We start from the raw sequence: 22,705 nt of genomic DNA, 5'->3' as shown, positions 1-22,705 counted from the left end.
CAAAGTAGCCTTACCTGCCAGGTATGTCCCGCAAGCTGTTCAGCCGAGCTTATGCGCAGCTTGCCGAGAGATTGCCTGGCTTTTATCGTTACACAGGATAGGAGGCAGATGAAAGTGACAGAGAAAAAACCGCGTTTACAAATGGAACATATCCACAAGCATTTTCCCGGCGTAAAAGCGCTGACAGATGTCAGCTTCCGCTTGTTTCCGGGTGAAATTCACGCGTTAATGGGCCAGAATGGCGCAGGTAAATCGACTTTGATCAAAGTGCTAACCGGTGTGCATGCCATTGATGAAGGGTGGATTGTATTGGATGATCGTGAAATACGTGCCAGAAGTCCGCTGGAAGCGCAGGAACTCGGCATCAGCACCGTCTATCAAGAGGTTAACCTTTGTACGAATTTAACCGTATCGGAAAATATTTTCATCGGACGTGAACCGATGCGCAGAGGATGTATTGACTGGAAGGAAATGAACCGCCGCTCCAAAGAATTGCTGAAACGATTGAATGTAGAGATCGATTCGTCTAAACTGCTCGGCTCCTATTCGGTGGCCATTCAACAGATGGTAGCGATTGCCAGGGCGCTGAATGTATCCGCCAAAGTGTTGATTCTGGATGAACCAACTTCCAGTCTGGATACGAATGAAGTGCAGGAATTGTTTAAAGTGATGCGAAAGCTAAAGTCCGAAGGACTGGCGATTTTATTCGTCACGCATTTTCTCGATCAAGTGTATGAAATGTCGGATCGGATTACCATATTGCGAAATGGCCAATTTGAAGGCGAGTACATGACGGAGCAGCTTTCACGAATGGAGCTCGTATCGAGGATGATTGGCAAGGATTTAAGCGAATTGGAACAATTGCCGAATGTCATGGCAACACAAAGAAGCAGTCAGCCGAAGAATCCTTTTTTGCAAGCGTATCAGGTGGGGCGTAAAGGTTCTATAGAACCTTTCGATTTAAACCTGAATCCCGGTGAAATTTTAAGTCTGGCTGGCTTGCTGGGATCAGGACGGACAGAGTTGGCCCGCATTCTTTTTGGCGCTGATCGTGCTGATCAAGGCGAAATGAGGATTAACGGGAAGGTCGTGAATCTTCATTTTCCGCGCCAAGCGATAGACTCGGGTATTGCATTCTGTCCGGAAAACAGGAAGACGGAGGCGATCATCGAGGATTTGACCGTCAGAGAAAATATGATTCTCGCTATGCAGGCGACGATCGGAACGTTCCGTTACTTGCCGAAAAAGAAGCAAACCGAGCTTGCGGATACGTACATCAAGCTGTTGAATATTAAGACACCTAGCCCGGAGGCTCTGATCAAAAACTTAAGCGGCGGCAATCAGCAGAAGGTCATCTTGGGGCGCTGGCTCTTGACGAACCCGAAGCTGCTCATTCTCGATGAGCCGACGAGAGGGATTGATGTTGGCGCCAAAACGGAGATCCAGAAACAGATGGCGCTGCTCTGCGAAAAAGGGATGTCGATCTTATTCATTTCCTCTGAGCTTGAGGAGGTTGTACGTTCGAGCACGAAAATCGCCATTCTTCGTGATCGGCGCAAGATCGCTGAGATCGATAACGACGGTGTCACACAGCAGGACATTATGAAAGCAATAGCAGGAGGGGAAGTCTGATGAAGAATCGATTGCTCTGGCCGCTAGTCATGCTGGCTTTCTTGTTAATCGTCAACGTGATCCATAATCCCAATTTTTTCTCTATTACGTTGAAGGATGGGCACCTATTCGGCAGTCTGATCGATATTCTTAATCGAGCAGCTCCTCTTTTGCTGATTTCGATCGGCATGACGTTCGTGATCGCGACCAAAGGCATCGATCTTTCCGTCGGCTCGATCGTATCCATCGCGGGAGCGATGTCGTGTCTGTTGATCAGCAAGCAGGATGGCAGCAGCATGAGCACGTTGTTCATTGCCATAGGTCTCGCGCTGCTGCTCTCGCTGGTTGCGGGAGCCTGGAACGGTCTGCTTGTCAGCACGCTAGGTATTCAACCCATCGTAGCCACACTCATTCTCATGGTGGCCGGCAGAGGTGTAGCTCAATTGATCACTAACGGTCAGATTATTACGATCTCCTCATCCCATTATTCATTTATCGGCGGAGGCTATTTGCTTGGCTTGCCGTTCTCAATCTTCATAATCGCTTTTTTCTTCATTATCGCTGCAGTGCTAACCCGGAAGACAGCAATCGGCTTGTTTATCGAATCCGTCGGCTCTAACCCTACGGCCAGCAGACTATCAGGGATCCACTCGGGACGAATCATTTTTATCGTCTATGTGCTTTGCGCATTCTTGAGCGGTCTTGCCGGCATTATTTTAAGCTCGAATGTATCCAGCGCGGACGGCAACAACGCTGGGCTCTGGTATGAGCTGGATGCGATACTTGCGGTTGTGATCGGCGGCAACTCGCTGAATGGCGGGAGATTTTATTTGTCAGGCACAATTCTGGGCGCTCTGATCATCCAGACTTTGACTACATCGATCTACTCGATCGGAGTGCCTCCGGAAATTACGCTTGTCGTGAAATCGATTGTCGTTCTTGTCGTCTGCTTGATTCAATCGGACAATTTTCGGAAAGCACTGGCGTCCAAGCGAAGAAAATATAAAAAAGCATTGAAGCAAGAGGAGGTTGCCTTATGAGACTCCACAGCGTGGATAAACGATACTTGCCGCTTATTGTTACGATCGTTTTGTTTATTGTCATGTTCGCCGCAGGGTCGGTCGAATATAGCGGATTCTTTTCGCTACAGGTCTTTTTTAACCTACTGATAGATAATGCTTTTTTGCTGATCGTTGCTGTCGGCATGACCTTCGTCATCATTTCAGGCGGGATCGATTTATCCGTCGGCTCGATGATTGCCTTGACAACCATGATATCGGCGAGTCTCGTACAACATCATCATTGGCCGCCGTTCCTCGTCATCCCACTGGTGTTGGTGCTGGGCAGCCTAATGGGTTGGATCATGGGCTGTTTCATTCATTATTTTAACCTACAGCCTTTCATTGTAACACTCGCCGGGATGTTCCTAGCCAGAGGACTGTGCTATGTGATCAGCATCGAAAGCATAACGATCGATAACGAATGGTACAAGGCGATTTCGCAAACGAAGTTGCACGTATTTGGCAAATCTTACATCTCGATCAGCGTGATCATTGCATTAGGTGTAGTAGCTGCCGGGATTTTCCTTGCGCATTATACGAAGTTTGGTCGTAACCTATATGCGCTGGGCGGCAATGAACAATCGTCGATCTTAATGGGGCTACCGGTAAAAAGGACTAAAATTCTAGTGTATGCGTTGAGCGGCTTTTGTTCTTCCTTGGCCGGCGTGGTGTTTACGTTCTACATGCTCTCCGGATACGGCCTGCATGCCTTAGGGACGGAATTGGATACGATCGCAGCCGTTGTAATCGGCGGCACGCTGCTGACGGGGGGCACCGGTTATGTCGCCGGCACCTTGGTGGGCGTCCTGATTCAAGGGATCATTCAAACGCTGATTATGTTCGAAGGCACTTTAAGCTCCTGGTGGACGAAAATCGCGATCGGCTTGCTACTGTTCCTGTTTATTCTCCTGCAAAAACTGCTGGGCTCAAGGAAAAAATCCGGAGAGCAGGCAGGTTAAATCATACCTTGAGGAGGGCGCATGATGCTAAATACGACGCAAATCGGCTGGGACATATCGCGGACTGCGAATCGTTTCCAATCCTCGTGCGTTTTGAAATTCGGCACGGTGGTGGTGGACGCCAAAAGCATTCTTAGCGTATTTGTTACCTTGGCGGATCAGCATAAATATGAGCTTTACGTTATAGGGCCGGACGCTGAGGAAGCTAAGAGAGCGATGTCGGATTTATTCGCACGTTATGACTTATCTTATATGATCAAATGATTAAGGTAGCTAAAAAATAAAAGTCCATAAACAACGAAGATGGTTCGTTGTTTATGGACTTTTGTGCGCCCGGAGTATAAAAAGAAGCTTTCAGACCAACTCTGGAGCCCCTTGTTTTTGTTTGCTCTCCTTGGCGTTGGGACGAAACCATAAGTTCCAAAAAGACTTTTTCTTTTCCGTAGCATGCCGCTCGGAGCGGGGGATAAGGATACCTTTTTGGGGGACAAAGGTGTCAAGAGTTATGTCCGTCCCGGCTGCGGCTGCATCTGCCTCAGCAGGAGCAGGCAGCTCTACCGTGGCGGCCACTTCCACTTGGATCCGATGAAACGAATCCAATTGCTGTTCCAATTCGACGATGCGCTTAGCAAGCACGAGGTTCTCGTGCTGAAGCTTTCTGATTAGCTCATGCAGAAATTTCATGGTAAGTTTCGGTTTTTCCAAGGATTCCTTTTCTTCCTTACGGTAATCGGACGACAGCAACAGCCTGAACTCTTCTTCACTGATTACCTGATGTGCCACGGTACAGCCTCCTTTGAATCTTTTTTCATAGATTAACGGATTATGACTGAAATGTCGCTCGAAAACCGTTGTCGTTTTCTAAGCTTTAATGAAAATTCTTGAAGAGAGCAGCAGGAGGGACACTGAGTCTGCCGGGCAATTATTAGATTTTTTAATAGTAACGATATATGAATTCAATTTTTAGCAGCAAAACTTCTATGTTACATTCTAACTACAACCAATTTGTATCCGCTTTCAATTTTAACATTATCCAGAGAAAAGAGGATTACATCATGAAAAAGTACGTTTCACTGGTTTTAGCAGGAGTACTAACGACTGGGCTGCTGGCAGGCTGCGGCTCCACCAACCATTCGACAACAACGGCGGGCACCTCGGCTCAGCCAAAAGAACAGAAAAAAGTGCTGACCATGGGAACATCTGCAGATTATCCGCCTTTCGAATATGTGAATACGGCAAAAAGCTCCGATATTATCGGATTCGATGTGGATATTGCCAAAGAACTAGGCAATAAGGTTGGTTATGAAATCAAAATCACGGATATGGATTTTAACGGATTAATTACGGCTTTGCAGGCTGGGAAAGTGGACTTTGTCATGGCCGGTATGGATCCTACGCCTGAACGTCAACAGAATGCTGATTTTACAAGCGTATATTATCAAAGCGACAATGTGATGCTCGTCAAACAAACTAGCGGAATTAAGTCGGTCGATGATTTGAAAGGCAAACTGTTGGGCGTGCAGGTCGGCTCGATCCAGCAAGATAAAGCGGAAGAGCTGAAAAAAAACATCGACTTCAACATTACGAACCGCGATCGATTAGGCGATCTCATTCAAGAAGTGAAGTCTGATCGTATCGCTGGCGTGCTTATGGAGAATGTCGTAGCTAAAGGTTTGCTGGCAAGCAATAAAGATCTCGTTTCCGTAAGTATTCCGAATAAAAGCTCTGCAGGAGCAAGTATCGCATTTCCGAAAAATAGTGAATTGACGAAGAAATTTGACGGGGCGCTGCAAGAATTGAAGCAAAGCGGGGAATTGGACAAACTGATCGTAAAATGGTTCGGAGATAAACAGTAGCTAATTTTAAACAAGAGAGGAAATCATGGGCATGAATTTGGACTTTGCACAAGTCGTGCCCTCTATCCCTTATATTTTAGCCGGGATCGGGGTAACGCTTCGAATTGTTATTACAGCAGCCTTATTAGGTTTTTCTCTAGGCATTGTTCTCGCCTTGTTCAAAATTGCCCGCACCAAAATCCTTAATTGGCTTGCAGACGGTTATACTTCCGTATTTCGCGGCACGCCACTGGTTTTGCAGCTTGTTATTATTTATTACGGTCTTCCACAAGTTCTTGGCATAGAAATCAATGCCTACTGGGCATCGGTGCTCGCTTTTACATTCAACTCGGCTGCTTATATTTCAGAAGTGATCCGAGCGGGCATTCTTGCTGTCGATAAAGGTCAACGAGAAGCATCCCTTGCTCTGGGCATTCCATACAGACGGATGATGAAAGACATCATATTGCCGCAAGCTATGAAAAATATTTTGCCGGCTCTAATGAATGAATTCATTAGCTTGACCAAAGAATCCGCGGTCGTCACGGTAATTGGAGCACTCGATGTGATGCGCCGCGCCTACATTGTCGGCGGACAATTATACCGCTATCTCGAGCCGCTTATTTTGGCAGGGGTCATCTATTACTGCATGATTATTTTGCTTACCATGCTTGGTAAAGTGGTGGAGAGGAGGATGAGACGTAGTGATTAAGATACAAGACCTCCATAAAACGTACGGTAAAAATGAAGTGCTGAAAGGGATTTCGACGACCATTAAAGAGGGCGAAGTCGTTGCCATTATCGGTCCTTCGGGTTCAGGCAAATCGACGTTTCTCCGCTGTATGAATTTGCTGGAAGTGCCGACCAGCGGTCAGATCTGGATCAAGGATCAAGAAATTACGAACGCCAAGACGGATATTATGAAATTAAGACAAGATGTCGGGATGGTCTTCCAGCATTTTAATCTGTTCCCACATATGACAGCATTGCAAAATCTGACTTATGCTCCGATGACCGTAAAACAGACCTCCAAGCAAAAAGCTGAAGAAGAGGCTAAGGAGCTGCTGAAAAAAGTGGGACTGGGCGGCAAAGCAGCCGAATACCCGACGAGATTGTCGGGAGGTCAGAAGCAGCGCGTTGCGATCGCGCGAGCGCTGGCGATGTCACCGCAGGTTATGCTTTTTGACGAGCCGACTTCTGCGCTTGACCCGGAAATGGTTAAAGAAGTGCTGGAAGTCGTCAAATCTTTGGCTCACACGGGGATGACGATGGCGATCGTGACCCACGAGATGGGATTTGCCCGGGAAGTCGCGGATCGGATTCTGTTTCTGGACGGCGGCTTGCTCGTCGAGGATGCGCATCCGTCGGCATTCTTCACAGCGCCTAAAAGCAAGAGAGCGCAGGATTTTTTGGAAAAAATGCTATAATTGCGTGCCAATGAGGCCCAAAGGAGTCGGTGGATTCGATGATTATCCCTACAAAGCAAGAGGCAGAAACGATGACGGAGAATATGGATGTGCTGACAAGTACGCAAAAGGTCATTCACTCCGCACTCGGACATTTAGGCTATGACGAAGCGTTTTATGAATTACTCAAAGAACCGCTGCGTATGCTGACCGTCCGTATTCCGGTCCGGATGGATGACGGCAAGGTGCAAATATTTACAGGGTACAGAGCGCAGCATAACGATTCAGTGGGTCCTACCAAAGGAGGCATTCGCTTTCATCCTGACGTGACTCCGGAGGAAGTCAAAGCGCTGTCACTCTGGATGAGCATCAAGTGCGGCATTATGAATCTTCCTTACGGAGGCGGCAAGGGCGGAATTCAGTGCGATCCCAGGAAGATGTCTCTGGGAGAGCTGGAACGGCTGAGTCGCGGATATGTTAGAGCGATCAGCCAGATTGTCGGTCCGACCAAAGATATTCCTGCACCCGACGTATTTACGAACGCACAAATTATGGCTTGGATGCTGGACGAGTACAGCCATATCCGGGAATTCGATTCACCGGGTTTTATTACAGGGAAGCCGTTAGTGCTTGGCGGTTCGATCGGCAGAGAATCTTCAACCGCTAAAGGCGTAGCTATAGCGGCAAGAGAAGCTACCGAGCTGCTCGGTATCTCGCTTACTGGCGCTAGAGTGATCATTCAAGGCTTCGGCAATGCCGGCAGCTATCTGGCGAAGTTCATGCACGACGCAGGCGCGCGGGTTGTCGGGATCTCCGATGCGCACGGGGCGTTGTATAATCCGGACGGACTGGATATCGGCACGCTGTTGGATAAGCGAGACTCCTTCGGCGCCGTTACGAACTTATTCCCGAACCGGATCTCCAATGAGGAATTGCTCATTCAGGAGTGCGATATTTTGATTCCGGCCGCGATTGAGAACCAGATTACGGAGCACAATGCAGGACGCATACAAGCGAAGGTCGTCGTGGAAGCAGCCAATGGTCCGACAACGGCTAGGGCGACGGACATCTTGACGGAGCGAGGCGTGCTGATCGTACCGGATGTACTCGCTAATGCAGGCGGGGTCGTTGTTTCCTATTTTGAATGGGTGCAGAATAATCAAGGGTACTATTGGTCGGAAGAGGAAGTAGACAGCAGGTTGAACACTTTGATGACTTCTTCCTTTCATAAAGTTTATGAATTGGCTAAACGGAAAAATGTGAATATGAGGCTGGCGGCTTACATAGTAGGTCTGCGGAAATTTGCAGAAGCCTCCCGATATCGGGGATGGGTTTAGAAGAAAATGAAAAAGGATGTCCCGCAAGCCGTATGGCTAGGGACATCCTTTTTATTTGAATCCTATGCTCTTATTAGTAGGCAAGAGCAAATAGGCCATGAATATGGGAGAGATAACGAATATTGCTCGCTTCTTTCATAAGCGAAGCCGGTAAGCCTTTGAGCTGCGTATTATTGCCGCCGATCGTGCCGATACCGTCCTTACGGCCAAGGCTGCCGAGCGTTCCGGAGAAAACAGGAGTGAATGTGTCCATCACGCCGCCTTTGAGTTGAACGGACAGGTTGTAACCAACCGTCTCGCCCATTTGCCAAGCCAATTGAGCAGTTGGAGGGTATGGACGCTCACTGCCTTCAGGGAATACAACCGCGCAGTCGCCTGCCAGGAAAATATCGGCGTGAGATGTGGATTGCAGTGTTGATGTAACCGTAGCGCGGCCGCGATCTTCTGCGATTCCGCAGCTTCCGACGACAGGATTGCCCTTGACGCCGCCCGTCCAGATGATCGTGTTCGATTCGATCGTTTGTCCGTTTTTCAGCGATACGGAGTTTTTCGTAGCTTCTGTAATCGCAACGCCTGTAAGGAAAGTTACGCCGCGTTTCTCAAGGCTCGTTACCGCGCGCTCAATAAGTACTTTAGGGAATACCGGAAGAACGGCTGGGCCGGCTTCTACGCAGTAGATCGAAATATCGCCGAAATCAATGCCTTTGCTGCGGCAAACTTCAGGAAGCTTATCTGCGAATTCGCCAACAAGCTCAACCCCTGTCAAACCGCCGCCGCCAACGACGATTGTAGCGTCCGCTTTGTTGCCGGAAGCTTTATATGCGTCCAGACGAGCTTCAACATGTTCGCGAATGCGGTTGGCGTCAGATGCAGATTTCAGAACGAAGCTGTTCTCTTCCAGCCCAGGTATACCGAAGTAGTTGGTTTCGCTGCCCAGGGCAACGACCAGTGCATCGTAGGTATGAACCGCGCCGCTGTTCAGAACGACTTGTTTCTCATTCGGCTTAATTTCTTTAATGGTATCAACAACGATGTTCACATCTTTGTCGCCGAGCAATTTTTGAAGCGGCAGCGCAACAGCTTTCTCTTTAATGGTACCGCCAGCCAATCGGTGCAGCTCGGTAATAATTTGATGAGTTGGAAAACGGTTGATGATCGTTATGTTAGCTTCCGCAGCCGTCAAATGTTTACGGGCAGTGAGCGCAGCCAAGAGACCGCCGTATCCGCCGCCAAGAATAAGTATTTGTTTTGACATCGTTATCATCCCTTGTCCGTATTAATTTTTGCGTTCAGCGAGTACATTCAAGAATGCTTGAGCAAAACGAAATGTTTTTTGCACTTCAGGATCTTTTAGCATTTTCAGCAGACCGAATAGACCGATGGTTGTTCCTGCTTCTGCCTGCGAGCGTTCGCCGGCTTCGATGGCTGCCGCGGCGATGTCTTTTGCTTTTTCTTGCACCGGTTTGACGAATTCGCCAATACCTTGTGCAAAATCGTTGATCAGAACTTTGTCAGTGGCCACGCTTTGCGCGAAATCGTAAGCTTTGGTTAACAAGGTCACCATTTCCGCCAACTTAGGCAGGTTATCGACCAGTACCATCAGAGATTGTTGCACCTCAGGCTTCAGTAATTGATCGAGTACGTCTAACGATTTTGGTTCCGCAGCAAGTGTTGCCGCTACTTCTTGAACAGCAGGTGTCTGTGTCATCTGAAAAATCCTCCTTTGCGATGTGAAAAATAGGTGCTGTCGCGATTGTGTGACGAACGAAAGACGTTATTCCCAAAGATTGTAACATTTTTCACATAAGTGCTTGCAGTGCGGCAAACGCTTAGTATGTAAGAAAACGTCTGTAACATGACACAATTGGATTCTACCGTATTTCTTTATTCTACACCTTTTGACAGCAGTTTTAAAAAAGAAATTATTTCAAATTCGTGACTTTTTGAAAATGGCAGCTCCGTACGATTATACATGAAGAACATACAACGATCCATGGCTTCGCTCGTTCGTATCACCTACACTTTGATTATAAGCACCAAGCCGAGTGCTTGATGGCTTCGATACGAATAAGATGAGGAGTGCAGGTGCAAATGATGGTAAAGGTAGGCAGTCGCGAATTGGAAATGGGTGGCCCGCATCTTACGGAGCTAAGAAGCTCGAATGATATTTTGCATGACGTAAAGGCGCTTCGCGAGCGGATGGAGGAAGACGGATTCCTGCTGATCCGCGGCTTCCATGATCGTGATCAGGTGCTTGGCGCCCGCACAAGCATTTTGGGAAAAATGGACCGGATGGGGAAGTTGGACCGAGACACGCTGCTGGAAGAGGGAGTTATGGCTGACGGCAGCAAAAGCATTTTTATGGGGGGAACGAATGAAGACTTACCGGCTTTGCTCAATGTTTTAAACGGAGCACATATGATGCGTTTTTTTGATGAGTTCCTGGGCGAACCTTCGATTACCTATCATTACAAATGGCTTCGCGCGGTAGGCAAAGGAGATTTCACAGGGGCTCACTACGACATCGTTTATATGGGGAGAGGAACGCATAACGTCTATACGGTATGGTCTCCGCTGGGAGATGTTTCGTATGAAATGGGCGGATTGGCGATATGCCTGGGCTCCCATCGTTTTGAAGATTTGAAAGCGTCTTACGGCACGAAGGATTCGGATCGGGACGGTATCGGCCACTATACGGATGATCCGCTTGTCATTACCGAAAAGTTCGGCGGGACCTGGGCGACGACGACGTTTGAAGCTGGAGACGTACTCATATTCGGCATGTATTTACTTCATTGTTCACTTGAGAATACGACGAATCAGTACCGGCTCAGCGTAGATGCTAGATACCAATCGGCTAATGAGACGGTAGATGAAAGATGGAGCGGCAAGAGACCGCGGGGACACTTTAAATAACGTGGACGTTGCTGCAAAGATCATTTAGTCAGCTATCTTGCTGACGGCGATACGCGCTTGGCGACAGGCCGCAATGTTTTTTAAACAGCTTTGAGAAATGAAATTCGTCATAAAAATGCAGCGCGGATGCGATTTCTTTCACCGACATGTTTGTCGTTTCGAGGGATGCTTTGGCCGACTCTAGCTTCAGCTTTAACATATAAACGCTCGGAGAAAGTCCGGTCATAGTACGAAATCGCGAAAAGAAAGCAGTCCGGGACAAGCCGCTTTTTTGAACGAGGTCATTAACTTGAAGCGGTTTGTCAATGTTTTTGTGCATATAGTAAAGCACTTTATCCAAATCGGCATGACCGGTGGTACCGGGAGCCGATTGTTCCCGGGCCAAAAGGAGCAGTACCTCCTGCAGGAAGATGTTAGCGGAATATGCGTATCCGGCCGATTGTAGGATCAGGTTGTCAATTAATCGCTCACATAGTTGAACGGTTTCAGGCACTTTTTCCGTGGAAACGACCTCTCCTACGGGAAGTCTGAGAAAGCGGGCCATGTCTAAGCTGCTAAAGTCCAGAAAATAAAATTTCCAATCATCATCTTGACAACGATAAGCGCATGGGATCGATTCCTGGACAATAAAAAATGTCCCTTGGCGCAATTCATGTCGCTCTGCCGATTGGGTTAAGATCCCTTTTCCTTCATAGGTGATGAACAAGCCGGGGGCCGCGAATCCTTCTCCTTTGCTCACTTGATAAGCATGGTTTGCTTGCACTTTCCAAATGGATATAAATTTGCAAAGGGGTACAGCGGACTTTTCCCCCAGGTTATAAGGGATGTTCATGTATGACATTCGCTACCACCTACCTTACCTAAGACGACTTGTTGACTTGCGGGTGAAACCATATTTTATAGAAATCAAGCCAGCCATATGCGTTGATGCTCACGCCGCGAACCGATTTATGGAATGCGGTGTTGCTCTTTTTATGGACAAGGAAAAGGACTGCAAGCGTTTGTCTCAACAAATCCTCTAGCATCGCCAGCTTCTTCTGACGTTCCTTTTCATCAGGTTCCCGAAAAATGGCTTTCATGATCTCCGCAACGTTTTTTGCCATCTGCGTATCAAATGAGGGTAAGAAATAATTGTTCTGCGCATACATTTCCAACTCGCGGACTTCGTTGTTGCGGGGCACAACCCCAAATAACCTGCCGTCATGGTCCAGCGATGAGGGATGATCTTTCCCGTAAACATCTTCATTCTTCACAAAGGTTTCAATGCGGATGCCAAACGAACTGCAGCGTTCTTTAATCCAGGCAGCGTCCGCTTCATGATAGGCGTTTGTCGCCAAACGGAACGTTTCACCGTTATAGCCGCTCGCCTGCAACAAGGCCATAATTTCATCCTGTTCAAGCGTTGGGTTTGTCTCCATCGACATCGTAGGTTCACCAGCCAATAGAAGATACGGGCGAAATCCGACAGCCGGATAAATTAAATCATCCCCCAGGTCGGCAATCATTTGATTCCGGTCCAGGATATGATGAAGCGCTTGGCGGAATAGAGGGTGATTTTGCGGCCCCGGCTTCCGCCTGTTAAACACAAGCAGACTGCAGCAGGAAGACAATGTCTCCACATCACACCATTCATCATTATGTGCGGCGATGGATTCTCGCTGCGATTGGGAAGTGTCTCCGTTTGAAGACATGACTGACGTCCAGTCAGGTTCCTTCAAGCGTCCGCTTTCCTTTTCCGGGAAGATGAGCACCTCGACACGATCCAAGTGAGGCCTGCCACGAAAGTGCTGAGGGAATGCTTCGAGAACGCAAATGCCATCGTCCAGGCGAACCAATCGAAACGGTCCTGTTCCGATTGGGGCTTTGGCAAAATCAATGTCGGCTTTCCGGACGATATCTTCAGGCACAATGCTGGAGGCACTTGCACACAGAAACCGCAGGAATAAGTAATTCGGCTCTTTTAAGCGAACTTTAACCGTTCTTTGATCAAGGATTTCCAACTGCTCAATGTCTTGGAACATCCAACTGGTTTCATAGAGATCCGGACTTGAACGCAGGCGTTGGATTGAAAAAACGACATCATGGGCCATCAGCTCCCGCCCGTGGTGGAACATCACGCCTTTTTTCAAATGAAACGTCCATTCCCGGGCGTCATGACTGCTCTCCCACGAATGCGCGATGCACGGAAGGACGGTCCGGCTCTCAGCGTCGTATTCGACCAGCGTATTAAACAGCTGCCCAATCATGTGGGCGTCAAAAGCGTAATAAACGAGCCCGGGATCCAAGGTGGTGATGGTCCGGTAGACGGGCAGACGCAGCGTATCCTGCATCGTATTCGAAATGGTCTGCTTAGTGAACCCCATTCCCTCCGACAGCCAATCCATGAATTGGTCTTTGGCGGCTTCATTCCCAAAGCGGTTCATCAGCTCCATCGCTTCTTTGACATGGCCTTGCTCCATTCGGCTCTTGACTTCCTGGAGCAGGATATCTTCGGATTCCGTCAGGAACGTCAACATGGAGGTGTTGCCGCGGCCTATGCCCGCTTTCCAATCAACCCAGCCTAATTCAGTCAGCTTGCGGACGATTAATTTGGTATAACGAGGGGTACAATGCCAGATTCCAGTTAGCTTCTCTATGGTTACAGGGAAAGGGGTATGCAGCGTCACATAGTGAAAAAATAAGCGCAGCTCCAAATATTGAAGAACCGTTTGCATGTCCGATCAACCTCGCTTCTTTTGTAAAAGGTGAAGTGATTTATTCAAATCATACACTTTTCATCCCCTTTTGGATAGCTATACTAAAGATAACAATACGTCTCCAAAGAGGATAGCCAAACAGAAAGTAGAGGATAAACAAATGAAGATACCAGCTTTTCATCCGGTTGCCTGGGGGGTCATCATCGGAACCTTCTTATCCCGCACAGGCTTTTTTATGACACTGCCTTTCTTGGGCATATATTTAGGCAATGTCAAAGGCATCGATCCTGCTACGATCGGAGCCATACTTGCGGTCAGTTTATTCGTCGGGACTTTGTGCAGTTTTATCGGTGGGGCGCTATCGGATCGTCTGGGACGATATCCGGTTATGATCTCGTCAATGGCGATATGGAGCCTTGTCTTTGTGGGGTTTGCTTTTGCGGATGCTACTTGGATGTTTTTCCTATTGAGCGCATGCAACGGCCTTTGCCGCAGCGTCTTCGAACCGACCGCAAGAGCGCTGCTCGCCGATGTCACGCCTGCTGAGCGACGCACCGATGCATTTAATGCGAGATATTTTGCCATTAACATCGGCGGAGCCATCGGCCCGTTGGTGGGATTAAAGCTTGGTATCGGAGGTTCTTCGTCACTCCTGCCTTTTATGGTGAGCGCCGGAATTTACCTCGTTTATGCAATCGCCCTTGTGAGTCTCATGCTGATCTTTAAACAGAAGTTTCAGGAAAAGTCGGCCCCGGTCTCGATAAAGCAAATGATGCAAATCGTGTTTACAGATAAAATATTTCTCTACTTCCTGTTAGGCAATATCTTCGTGGCGGGCGCCTACTCCCATTTGGATACAACGTTATCGCAATTTATTGGCCACGATCGGGTCGAGGCGTATTCGTTTCTGTTCATCATCAATACGCTTTCCGTACTTGTGTTCCAGTACCCGCTGGCGAAGGTGATGAAGCGTTTCTCTTCGCTGACCGCGCTTAAAGCAGGATGTCTTTTGTTCGGGTTGGGCTTGTTCGGATTCGGTATCTTTCACAATATGCTGATGCTGACCCTATCGATGGTGGTGTTCACGATTGGCGAAATCTTATGTTTCGTGATCGGCGACGTGCTGATCGGGGAGATAGCCCCCGAACATCTGAGAGGCGCTTATTACGGTGCCAGCGGATTCGCTTTTATCGGGCAAAGTATTTGTGCTTGGCTGGGGGGGATCTTGCTGAAAACGTTAGGGTTCGGGCAAGGTCCCGCCATCTTCGGTATCCTGATGCTGCTAGCTTTCATTGCTTTTCCGTTTTTTCACAGTGGCCAGCTATTGTTGGAGCGCAAGCGTGGGGGAGAGGAAACCAGCGGCGTAGCCGCATGAGTTCAATTAATAATAAATAAGACCTGCCCTTTTGAATGGGACAGGTCTTATTTGGTCAGCCGCTTATTTTACTTTTGTTTTGTTTGACTTCATCTCTACCTTGTAGTCGTAAGTGACACTGCCGTTCTTGCCTTCAGGAGCGGCATAGGTGGTCATCATCAGGATTTGATCATATTGCGAACTGTGAAGCATCTCGCGCAGATCAAGCTGATCCTGGGCCGACATATTGAGCAGGTCAGGGAAGCGAATGACATTCAAATGGTTGTCATTGCCCTTTGCTTGCCCCTTTTTGTAACCGATAAATTGAACCTGATAGTTGATATATTCGCGTGTTGCTTGCTCCAGGCTCATGAAACTTGAAGTAGAAGTCATTGGATCAATCGTAGTTCCATTAAGTTTCAAATTAGATAAGTACCAGCCTGATTCCGTAGTGCCCCAATCGGTCATATACCGGAAGCCAAGAAGTATTTTCTGTCCGGCATATTTGCTCAAGTCGAATGTTTCTGTTTTCCATCCATTGGAATTCCCTGTAAAACCAGGGAGGTTCGCTTTGATTTTCGGATAACCATTGTCTACGACGTCGGAGCGGGTGTTGCTATTTGCCAGAGAGGTCCATGTTTTACCGCTGTCTGTAGAAACCTGAACGCTTCCGAAGTCCCATTGCTCCTCAATCTTGTAACTCGTATCAAAAGAAAGCGATGCCTGCGTCAGCTTCGTCAGATCGAGCTCTTTAATGAGGAAATTATCGGCTTGATCGCCTTGATTGCCCCAGAGAACCGTTCCGTGCGCAGGATCTTGAGCCGTTGTCCAGTTCGTTCCGAGGAAGTCGAGCCCTTTAAAATATAGATGGTCGACTTTTTTATCAGGTGTTATCAATTTAAAGTCAGTGCCCCATGCCGGTGCCGTGTTATCGGCCAGTATCGAGCCGTCTACGTTCGGATTCAGATCAATGGCATTGAAATTGTAAGTTTTGCTATCGCCCTTATAGGTGCCGTCGAGCAGGATGGCTGTCATGTAATCGGCGTAAACCTGGTCGAATGTTTTGGCTGCACCAATCTTGGCTAATGCAGCATTAATGCTGTCGACGCCATGCTTTTGGCTTTTAAATTCTTCTTGGACAAAAGCTTCGCCGAATTTTTCATACAGATACAGCTGGAATAAGTAGGCGTTCCCGTAATCGCCAAGTATCTGCAGGTCAGTTTGATCCCCCCATAATGTAAGCGAATTGCGGAGGTGATTCATAAAGAAATCGACATGTCCTTGCGGATGTCCGTATCCGACCAAATACTGGGCGAAATCCGAGAGTCCTTCGTTTATGAAGTTTTCTTCGCCGGAATCCGAGTCGCGATGCAGCAGATGCTGGAACTCATGGGCGAACGTGCCCTCGTACAAATAAGGTTTAGGAGCATTAGGTCCGGTGCGGTTTAACCAGTCAAAAGCGTCGACTGTCATGATATTACGGTCAGCAAAGTCACTGATCGTTGGGGAGAAATAGCCCGCGATATAGCTGGGGTAAGCGGCATTATAATAGCTCTGGTCTTTAATGTTATCGATGAGAATAACGGTTCGGCCGCTATCGTCTTTGTACCAGCCGTTATAGCCTGCTTCGCCTTTGCGTTCTTTCGGAGGGCCGAAAAACTCGACTTCTTTTTGATACATCCGGGTATCGAACTCATTCAGCAAATATTTGACTTGCTCATCGGTAATCGAAACCATGGCATTGCGAGGGTCACCATTTGGGTATTGGAGGTTATTTGCGACCCAGACTTCGCCGTAAGTGCCAACAGCTCGCAACGTGAAATCGGTCAGTGCATATTTGCTGGTATAATCGTTATGCGTTAGCCATTTCTTCACAAGGCCTACATCGGATGAAGCCAATGTGCTGCGGCTCTGTACGGCAGGAGTGCCGCTCTCTGCTGTATCTCCGGATAAATCTAACCGGCCTGACGCTTTAACATCGGTGAGCGACTCGGCCCGAAGTTTGGAACCGATATCCTGAACGGATGGGTTGGTCTCGAAACTTTTCGATTGTGCAAAAATGGAAGAGGGGGTGAGAATAGTTCCTGCTAGCAAAATAGATGAGACCAGGGTGAGCACTTTTCGACTGCGCATGTGAATGAGTTCCTCCTCTGAATGAATTGACCATTGTAAGAATTTCTACATGGATCATCAATCTGCAGTTTTGGACAGGCTTATCTGCCGATATTCACATTAAATAACAAAATTACCAAGCGTCGAAAGTGCTTCCATTCCCAAGTACAAAGAACTAACTTAACCGAAATTCGACTTATCGTTGGAATCTTCTACAAGAAGAACGATAAACCGCGTTCCCTTTTGCAGGAGGCAAGCCAACTAACCAAGACATTTGGACTAATCGTACTTATCTTCTTCGGTTCTGATGAAACGCTCAACAATAAGTTCGGCTTCGGTTTCAAAATTTAGCAGCAATGGCGCCGGCAGTCGATCGGCCATTTCTTGAATCACGGGGAGGGCTAACAACTCCTCCAACGACTGCGGCCGCGGATCCAATTCATTAACCCATTCCCGCAGTGCATCGATAAACACGTAAAAGGAGGCTTCAAATTCATTCGCCGTCGCTTCCGCATCGTCGTTTGCCGACCCGGACATGGAATTCCAGTTTCTTAACATCGTATCAAAGGCTTGATCCACCTTCTTGTTCATCTAGGATCCTCCTAATTCACGTATTTAGCTTCAAGAAGCAAACTGGGTGCTTACACTACGTAGCCCCAGCCGTTTTGTGTTTTCGATAGTCTTTCGGCGCGATGCCTTTGCTTTCACGAAAAATACGGGCAAACGTTTTGTAGGAGCCGTAACCGACTTCGTGGGCGATTTCCATCACGCTCATATCCGTAGAAACAAGCAGACTGCAAGCATGACGCAGGCGCAAATCGTGCAGGAAATGGACAAAGGTTTGCCCTGTGGTTTGTTTAATGACCTCGCTGATTCGGGATATGCTCATAGTGAATAGATTCGCTAGATCCGTTAGGGTCAACTCTTCTTGATAGTTGCGATGGATATAGTGAATGATCGGCCAAACTGACGGACTCGCTTTGGACATCTGGCTTACATCCTTCAACGACGCTGTATCCATTCGCCGGTAGCGATCAAATAGAACTAATATTTCTTTCAATCTGATCTGAAGAATCGTTCGCCGATGGCGCTCGTCGCCGGTATATTCCCGGAACATATCCTCGATCAAAAGAGACATTCGTTCCATTTCCTGCCCGGCCAGATGGACATATGCCGGCAGCGGACTCGTATCGTTAATGAGACCGGATAAGCCGTCGCTCGATCCCGGTTCCATCAATAAATCCATGCTAAACATGCAGTTATATAAGATCAATGTGCTGCCGGGATCGGTGAAAAGCTCGTGAACCTGGTAAGGCAGCACAAAGGTGAACGTACCCGGTGTCATCGGATGGCGCACGTCGTTGATCGTTTCGTAACCGCTACCATCGACCACATAGGAAAACTCCAAAAAATCGTGGCGATGTGCCCGGAAGCCGTTGTTCAACCGGTTTCGGCTGAGATGGAGCGGTGAAGACGTATGCATGTTCGGATATGTTTTTAAATAATCGGGAAAGTAGGTCATTACGATGATTCCTCCGAAAAGTTGGGACGTTTTTCGAAAAACGGGGAGCGCTTTCGGCATCATTTTATTTTACCATAGAAGTCGAACCACTTGATATGCTGGAAGCTGACGCATAGTAGCTTAGGAGGAAAAAAAGCATGACGACTACGAACAAAATCAGAATCGGGATTATTGGCGCCGGCAACATTGGCAGCGTTCACATCAAGGAATTTTCTAAGTTGGCTGATTGGTGTGAAATCACTACGATCACCGATGCTTATTTACCGCTGGCAGAAGCGAGAGCCCAAGAGAATGGCATTGCCAAAGTTGCGTCGACGCCGGAAGAATTGATCCAAAGTCCGGATGTGGACGCGGTCATTATCGGCGTACCGAATCAGCACCACGCTCCACTTGCCGTACAAGCCATTGAGGCAGGCAAGCACGTGCTGCTGGAAAAGCCGATGGGCATTAACGCGGAAGCGGCCAGACACATATTGAAAGCAAGCGAAGCATCGGACAAAGTCGTGATGATCGGTCACCAAATGCGCTTTGAAGCGGTACCGATGCAAATCAAGGAGCAAATTGAGCGAGGCGAACTCGGCAACATTTACACGGCTAAAACCGGCTGGTTCCGTCGCAAGGGCATTCCAGGCTGGGGAACATGGTTTACCCGAATGGATCAATCCGGTGGCGGTCCGTTAATCGATATTGGCGTACATATGCTGGATCTGGCCTTGTACTTAATGGGTAATCCTAAGCCCGTATCCGTCTACGGGGCAACCTACGCGGAATTCGGGCCCCGCAAAAAAGGGATCGGCACCTGGGGAAAACCCGACTGGAACGGCGTCTACGACGTTGAAGATTTGGCTACGGCTCTGATCAAAATGGACAACGGCAGCACCTTGACACTTGAGGTGAGTTGGGCGGTCCATATGGATACGGACAATACGCCGTTCGTTCATTTGATGGGCTCTGAAGGCGGTGCCAGTTATCGAGGTTCGAAAGGTAAACTGCTTACGGAGAAATTTGACCGCGCGATGGAGACGGAGCTGATCAAACCGGATAACGATGAAGGCGAGCGACTGCGGTTAAGCCGTCATTTCCTGACTTGTATTCGTGAAGGGAAGCAACCTATCACTTCAGCGTTAAGCGGCTTTACCAACAACCTGGTGCTGGATGCTATTTATGAATCGTCCCGGACGGGAAATGAAGTCAAGTTGGATTGGAATTTAGATTAGGGGGTCAACCTATGCTCAGGGGTTTAACTTATGCGGGAGTCGGCAGCATCGAGAGCGACGAACGCTTCATCCAACTAGCGGCAGCGTATGGCTTTCATGCGGTGGATTTGGACGCGTTAAAGCTGGTGGAAGACCATGGCGTTGAAGGGGCGCGCGCGCTGCTTCGTCGACATGGCATCGTCATCGGTTCCATTGGACTTCCCGTGGAATGGAGAACAACGGAGGAGGCTTTTCGCGAAGGCTTAGTCAAGCTTGCGGAATCGGCTGAGGCAGCCTCGGCACTGGGATGCACCACCTGCTGCACCTACATTTTACCTTCGACAGATCTGAAAGCAGCCCATTTCATGGCGCTAGCTACACGAAGATTGCGTACCTGCGCGCAAATCCTTGGTGCATACGGCATTTGCCTCGGACTGGAATTCGTAGGCCCGCATCATTTGCGCACGCGATGGAAGCATCCTTTCATTTGGACGCTTGAAGAAACGCTCGATTGGATCGATGCGATCGGTGAACGCAATGTAGGCTTACTATTCGACGCTTACCATTGGTATACCAATGGTTCTACGACGGCGGATATTGAGCGGCTTCGTGCAGAACAAATTGTTCATGTACACATCAATGATGCTCCTGATGTACCTGTCGAAGAGGCGCTGGACAACGGGCGGTTGTATCCCGGTGAAGGCGTAATTGACTTGTCCGGTTTTGTTCAAGCGCTTAATCGTATTGGCTATCAAGGCGTTATCGCCCAAGAGATTCTTTCTTCATCCCCGCCCTCAGACTCGCCAGAAAGTCTTATCCTTCGATCTAAAACAGGATTCGATAAGATTTATAACGCTGCCGGGTTATAATAGAAGAGCCGTCTACAAGGGAACTTCCTTTGGGACGGCTTTTTTAACAGATCATTTAAGGAGATGCACCCGGAATAAGGGGCTAGCCCCCATGAAAGTGGCAAAGGGTACGACAACAAATAGCAAATGCACAGCTGGAAGGGGGTTTTTCATCATTATAGGTGGCGAGGGGAAATGAAGTCGTGTGCCTAACGATGTTTTGAATGCTCACAGAAGAGAAAAAGAGCATCTTTGCACGCTAAGCGAAGCTGGAAAGATGTTTAACATCGTAACAAACATGTGGGGATGTTTCGATCGTGCCTATAACGATGTTCTTCATCTTTCCAGATGAGAAGATGGAGGATTGACAAAGATAAGTTCGTTCCAAAACGTACGGCTTGAGACAAGGAGCTGGCCAACGGCCAGATTTTCTCACTATGTTTTCGTCTGTTTTCGTTAGAGATTTGATATAATAACCTTAAGTAAGGATTTCATAGCTAGAGAGGATATACGTGATGGTAGACGTAAGAACAGAAATAATGATTGAGTGTCCTCGCGAAAAAGTTTCCGATTATGCCGCGAATCCTGATCATGCTCCAGAGTGGTATGTGAATATTAGATCGGCAGAATGGAAGACTGCCAAACCTTTAGCCGTTGGCGCTCAAATTGCATTTAAAGCCCAATTTTTAGGACGAGAACTCGCGTACATATACCAAATCGTGGAGTATACGCCAGGAAAAATACTAATGATGAGAACCGCTGACGGACCTTTCCCTATGGAGACAACGTACACTTGGGAGTCGGTCACAAGCAATTCAACCCGGATGACTTTACGAAACAGAGGGAACCCTACTGGATTTTCCAAATTATTGGCTCCGTTTATGTCCACGATGATGAAGCGGGCTAACAATAAGGATTTGAAAAAATTAAAAGAAATTCTTGAAGGAGGTAAAACTATTGTCTAGCCAAAACTTTCAAAATCACCGCAGATTCCACCCCGTTTATCATTATTTCTTACCCGTACTTCTACTCGTAACCTTGATTGGAATTATCATTTTTGTCATTAGAGAGGGACTGAGCCTTGCTTCGATTCTATTCTTGCTTATTTTCGTTTTTATCGCTGTAAGCTTCATCTTGGTGAGAAGCTATCCGTTAAAAGCGCAGGATAGAGCCATAAAAGCGGAGGAAAATCTACGGCACTACGTGTTGACAGGACAATTGCTGGATTCAAGGCTTACACTTGCACAAATTACTGCTTTGCGATTTGCCAGCGATGCCGAGTTTCCTGACCTTTGCCGGAAGGCGGCCACACAGCATTTAAGCTCAAATGATATCAAAAAGTCGATTAACACTTGGAAGGCCGACAAGGATAGAATATAGCTGGCAATGAATGATAAGCGGGCAGGTCACAGAGATGTGGACCTGCTTTTTTGCTCCCGATATTGACGCGGCGTCATCCCTTTGATGCGATGGAAGGCGCGTGAAAATGTAGGGTAGGAAGAAAATCCGGACTCAAAAGCTACCTGCGAAATAGGCAGATCGGATGTCATCAGGAGGCTGCAAAGGAGTATCCAAGAACCCAAGAAAACCAAGGAAACCAAGTCCTCAGAGGACCTGGATTTATTTGATGTATAGGGATTCTCCGTCAACAACGACCTTTGTTCGTTAATAGAACACTCAAGAGTCGTTAATTTTTCGAGTTTGTACACCAAATAGGGTTATATAGAGCAATGTTCCATAATTAAAGAACGAGGTGCTCTATTTAAAGACTATTGTTCTATCGAGCAGGAATTTAACCATACCTTCGATGATTTAGCGTCAATTTATATCCTTATTAACGATCTTTGTTCGT

23 protein-coding genes are annotated in these 22,705 nt (G+C 47.8%); 14 read left to right on the top strand and 9 right to left on the bottom strand.

The genetic code is table 11. From position 1 onward, the window contains the following. The first annotated feature begins 114 nt into the window (after positions 1–114). Genes ACFQZT_RS03785 through ACFQZT_RS03770 form a run of 4 tightly spaced genes read left to right on the top strand, consistent with a single transcriptional unit; the run spans position 115 to position 3,895 of the window. Positions 115–1,632 carry a sugar ABC transporter ATP-binding protein gene (locus tag ACFQZT_RS03785; RefSeq protein ID WP_379296683.1) on the top strand — a complete coding sequence of 506 codons (1,518 nt, stop codon included), beginning with the start codon at positions 115–117 and terminating at the stop codon, positions 1,630–1,632. Continuing rightward, positions 1,632–2,651, top strand: coding sequence for an ABC transporter permease (locus ACFQZT_RS03780; RefSeq protein ID WP_379296681.1), 1,020 nt, complete (start codon positions 1,632–1,634; stop codon positions 2,649–2,651). Before ACFQZT_RS03785 ends, ACFQZT_RS03780 begins: the two co-directional genes overlap by 1 nt. After that, positions 2,648–3,631: a galactofuranose ABC transporter, permease protein YjfF gene (yjfF, locus tag ACFQZT_RS03775; RefSeq protein WP_379296679.1), complete on the top strand. Its 984-nt coding sequence runs from the start codon at positions 2,648–2,650 to the stop codon at positions 3,629–3,631. The genes ACFQZT_RS03780 and yjfF overlap by 4 nt, the downstream gene beginning before the upstream one ends. 21 nt (positions 3,632–3,652) lie before the next feature. After that, positions 3,653–3,895 (top strand): HPr family phosphocarrier protein, encoded by a 243-nt coding sequence (locus ACFQZT_RS03770; protein ID WP_379296677.1) that lies wholly within the window; start codon positions 3,653–3,655, stop codon positions 3,893–3,895. 90 nt (positions 3,896–3,985) lie between these two features. Here the strand turns inward: ACFQZT_RS03770 and ACFQZT_RS03765 are convergent, their stop codons facing one another. Then, on the bottom strand, positions 3,986–4,414 hold the full coding sequence (locus ACFQZT_RS03765) for a hypothetical protein (RefSeq protein ID WP_379296675.1): 429 nt from the start codon (positions 4,412–4,414) through the stop codon (positions 3,986–3,988). Positions 4,415–4,686: 272 nt separating this feature from the next. Between ACFQZT_RS03765 and ACFQZT_RS03760 the strand changes: the two genes are divergently transcribed. From ACFQZT_RS03760 to ACFQZT_RS03745, 4 genes are read left to right on the top strand one after another with little or no spacing between them, the layout of a single operon-like run. Beyond that, the gene (locus tag ACFQZT_RS03760; RefSeq protein WP_379296673.1) at positions 4,687–5,487 is read left to right on the top strand and encodes a transporter substrate-binding domain-containing protein; all 801 of its coding nucleotides are present in this window, start codon (positions 4,687–4,689) and stop codon (positions 5,485–5,487) included. A 31-nt stretch (positions 5,488–5,518) separates the two neighbouring features. Then, complete coding sequence (locus tag ACFQZT_RS03755) at positions 5,519–6,178, top strand: amino acid ABC transporter permease (protein WP_379297942.1); 660 nt, start codon at positions 5,519–5,521, stop codon at positions 6,176–6,178. After that, on the top strand, positions 6,171–6,893 hold the full coding sequence (locus tag ACFQZT_RS03750) for an amino acid ABC transporter ATP-binding protein (protein ID WP_379296671.1): 723 nt from the start codon (positions 6,171–6,173) through the stop codon (positions 6,891–6,893). The genes ACFQZT_RS03755 and ACFQZT_RS03750 overlap by 8 nt, the downstream gene beginning before the upstream one ends. 38 nt (positions 6,894–6,931) lie before the next feature. Beyond that, entirely contained in the window at positions 6,932–8,209 is a 1,278-nt protein-coding gene (locus tag ACFQZT_RS03745; RefSeq protein WP_379296669.1) for a Glu/Leu/Phe/Val family dehydrogenase, read from the top strand. A gap of 73 nt (positions 8,210–8,282) precedes the next feature. Here the strand turns inward: ACFQZT_RS03745 and ACFQZT_RS03740 are convergent, their stop codons facing one another. Then, complete coding sequence (locus ACFQZT_RS03740; protein WP_379296667.1) at positions 8,283–9,464, bottom strand: NAD(P)/FAD-dependent oxidoreductase; 1,182 nt, start codon at positions 9,462–9,464, stop codon at positions 8,283–8,285. A 21-nt stretch (positions 9,465–9,485) separates the two neighbouring features. Next, positions 9,486–9,917: a helical membrane plugin domain-containing protein gene (locus ACFQZT_RS03735; RefSeq protein WP_379296665.1), complete on the bottom strand. Its 432-nt coding sequence runs from the start codon at positions 9,915–9,917 to the stop codon at positions 9,486–9,488. A gap of 383 nt (positions 9,918–10,300) precedes the next feature. Here ACFQZT_RS03735 and ACFQZT_RS03730 point away from each other — a divergent pair, with 383 nt between their 5' ends. After that, on the top strand, positions 10,301–11,125 hold the full coding sequence (locus ACFQZT_RS03730) for a phytanoyl-CoA dioxygenase family protein (protein ID WP_379296663.1): 825 nt from the start codon (positions 10,301–10,303) through the stop codon (positions 11,123–11,125). A gap of 28 nt (positions 11,126–11,153) precedes the next feature. Here ACFQZT_RS03730 and ACFQZT_RS03725 read toward each other — a convergent pair whose 3' ends face one another. Both ACFQZT_RS03725 and ACFQZT_RS03720 read right to left on the bottom strand, forming a co-directional pair. Then, positions 11,154–11,966: an AraC family transcriptional regulator gene (locus ACFQZT_RS03725; RefSeq protein WP_379296661.1), complete on the bottom strand. Its 813-nt coding sequence runs from the start codon at positions 11,964–11,966 to the stop codon at positions 11,154–11,156. A gap of 19 nt (positions 11,967–11,985) precedes the next feature. Beyond that, positions 11,986–13,839 carry an SgrR family transcriptional regulator gene (locus tag ACFQZT_RS03720; protein WP_379296659.1) on the bottom strand — a complete coding sequence of 618 codons (1,854 nt, stop codon included), beginning with the start codon at positions 13,837–13,839 and terminating at the stop codon, positions 11,986–11,988. Between the two features lie 142 nt (positions 13,840–13,981). Here ACFQZT_RS03720 and ACFQZT_RS03715 point away from each other — a divergent pair, with 142 nt between their 5' ends. Next, entirely contained in the window at positions 13,982–15,196 is a 1,215-nt protein-coding gene (locus ACFQZT_RS03715; protein WP_379296657.1) for an MDR family MFS transporter, read from the top strand. Between the two features lie 63 nt (positions 15,197–15,259). Here ACFQZT_RS03715 and ACFQZT_RS03710 read toward each other — a convergent pair whose 3' ends face one another. From ACFQZT_RS03710 to ACFQZT_RS03700, 3 genes are all read right to left on the bottom strand, one after another. Continuing rightward, entirely contained in the window at positions 15,260–17,308 is a 2,049-nt protein-coding gene (locus ACFQZT_RS03710) for a choice-of-anchor J domain-containing protein (protein WP_379296655.1), read from the bottom strand. A 258-nt stretch (positions 17,309–17,566) separates the two neighbouring features. Next, complete coding sequence (locus tag ACFQZT_RS03705) at positions 17,567–17,878, bottom strand: hypothetical protein (RefSeq protein WP_379296653.1); 312 nt, start codon at positions 17,876–17,878, stop codon at positions 17,567–17,569. Between the two features lie 55 nt (positions 17,879–17,933). Next, positions 17,934–18,809 (bottom strand): helix-turn-helix domain-containing protein, encoded by an 876-nt coding sequence (locus ACFQZT_RS03700; RefSeq protein WP_379296651.1) that lies wholly within the window; start codon positions 18,807–18,809, stop codon positions 17,934–17,936. 137 nt (positions 18,810–18,946) lie between these two features. Here ACFQZT_RS03700 and ACFQZT_RS03695 point away from each other — a divergent pair, with 137 nt between their 5' ends. From ACFQZT_RS03695 to ACFQZT_RS03680, 4 genes are all read left to right on the top strand, one after another. Then, positions 18,947–20,026: a Gfo/Idh/MocA family protein gene (locus ACFQZT_RS03695; protein ID WP_379296649.1), complete on the top strand. Its 1,080-nt coding sequence runs from the start codon at positions 18,947–18,949 to the stop codon at positions 20,024–20,026. Between the two features lie 11 nt (positions 20,027–20,037). Further along, positions 20,038–20,874, top strand: a complete 837-nt coding sequence (locus ACFQZT_RS03690) for a sugar phosphate isomerase/epimerase family protein (protein WP_379296647.1) — start codon at positions 20,038–20,040, stop codon at positions 20,872–20,874. A gap of 494 nt (positions 20,875–21,368) precedes the next feature. Then, positions 21,369–21,818 (top strand): SRPBCC family protein, encoded by a 450-nt coding sequence (locus tag ACFQZT_RS03685; protein WP_379297940.1) that lies wholly within the window; start codon positions 21,369–21,371, stop codon positions 21,816–21,818. Continuing rightward, positions 21,811–22,233: a DUF6526 family protein gene (locus ACFQZT_RS03680; RefSeq protein WP_379296645.1), complete on the top strand. Its 423-nt coding sequence runs from the start codon at positions 21,811–21,813 to the stop codon at positions 22,231–22,233. The genes ACFQZT_RS03685 and ACFQZT_RS03680 overlap by 8 nt, the downstream gene beginning before the upstream one ends. A gap of 26 nt (positions 22,234–22,259) precedes the next feature. On the opposite strand, the gene ACFQZT_RS03675 is transcribed toward ACFQZT_RS03680, so the two are convergent. Next, entirely contained in the window at positions 22,260–22,403 is a 144-nt protein-coding gene (locus tag ACFQZT_RS03675; RefSeq protein WP_379296643.1) for a helix-turn-helix domain-containing protein, read from the bottom strand. Positions 22,404–22,705: the final 302 nt, after the last annotated feature.

This window comes from Paenibacillus sp. GCM10027628 (assembly GCF_042676385.1).
GTDB lineage: Bacteria > Bacillota > Bacilli > Paenibacillales > NBRC-103111 > Paenibacillus_E.
The sequence above is the reverse complement of the archived record's forward strand: the minus strand, read 5'-3'. Positions and strand labels throughout refer to the sequence as shown.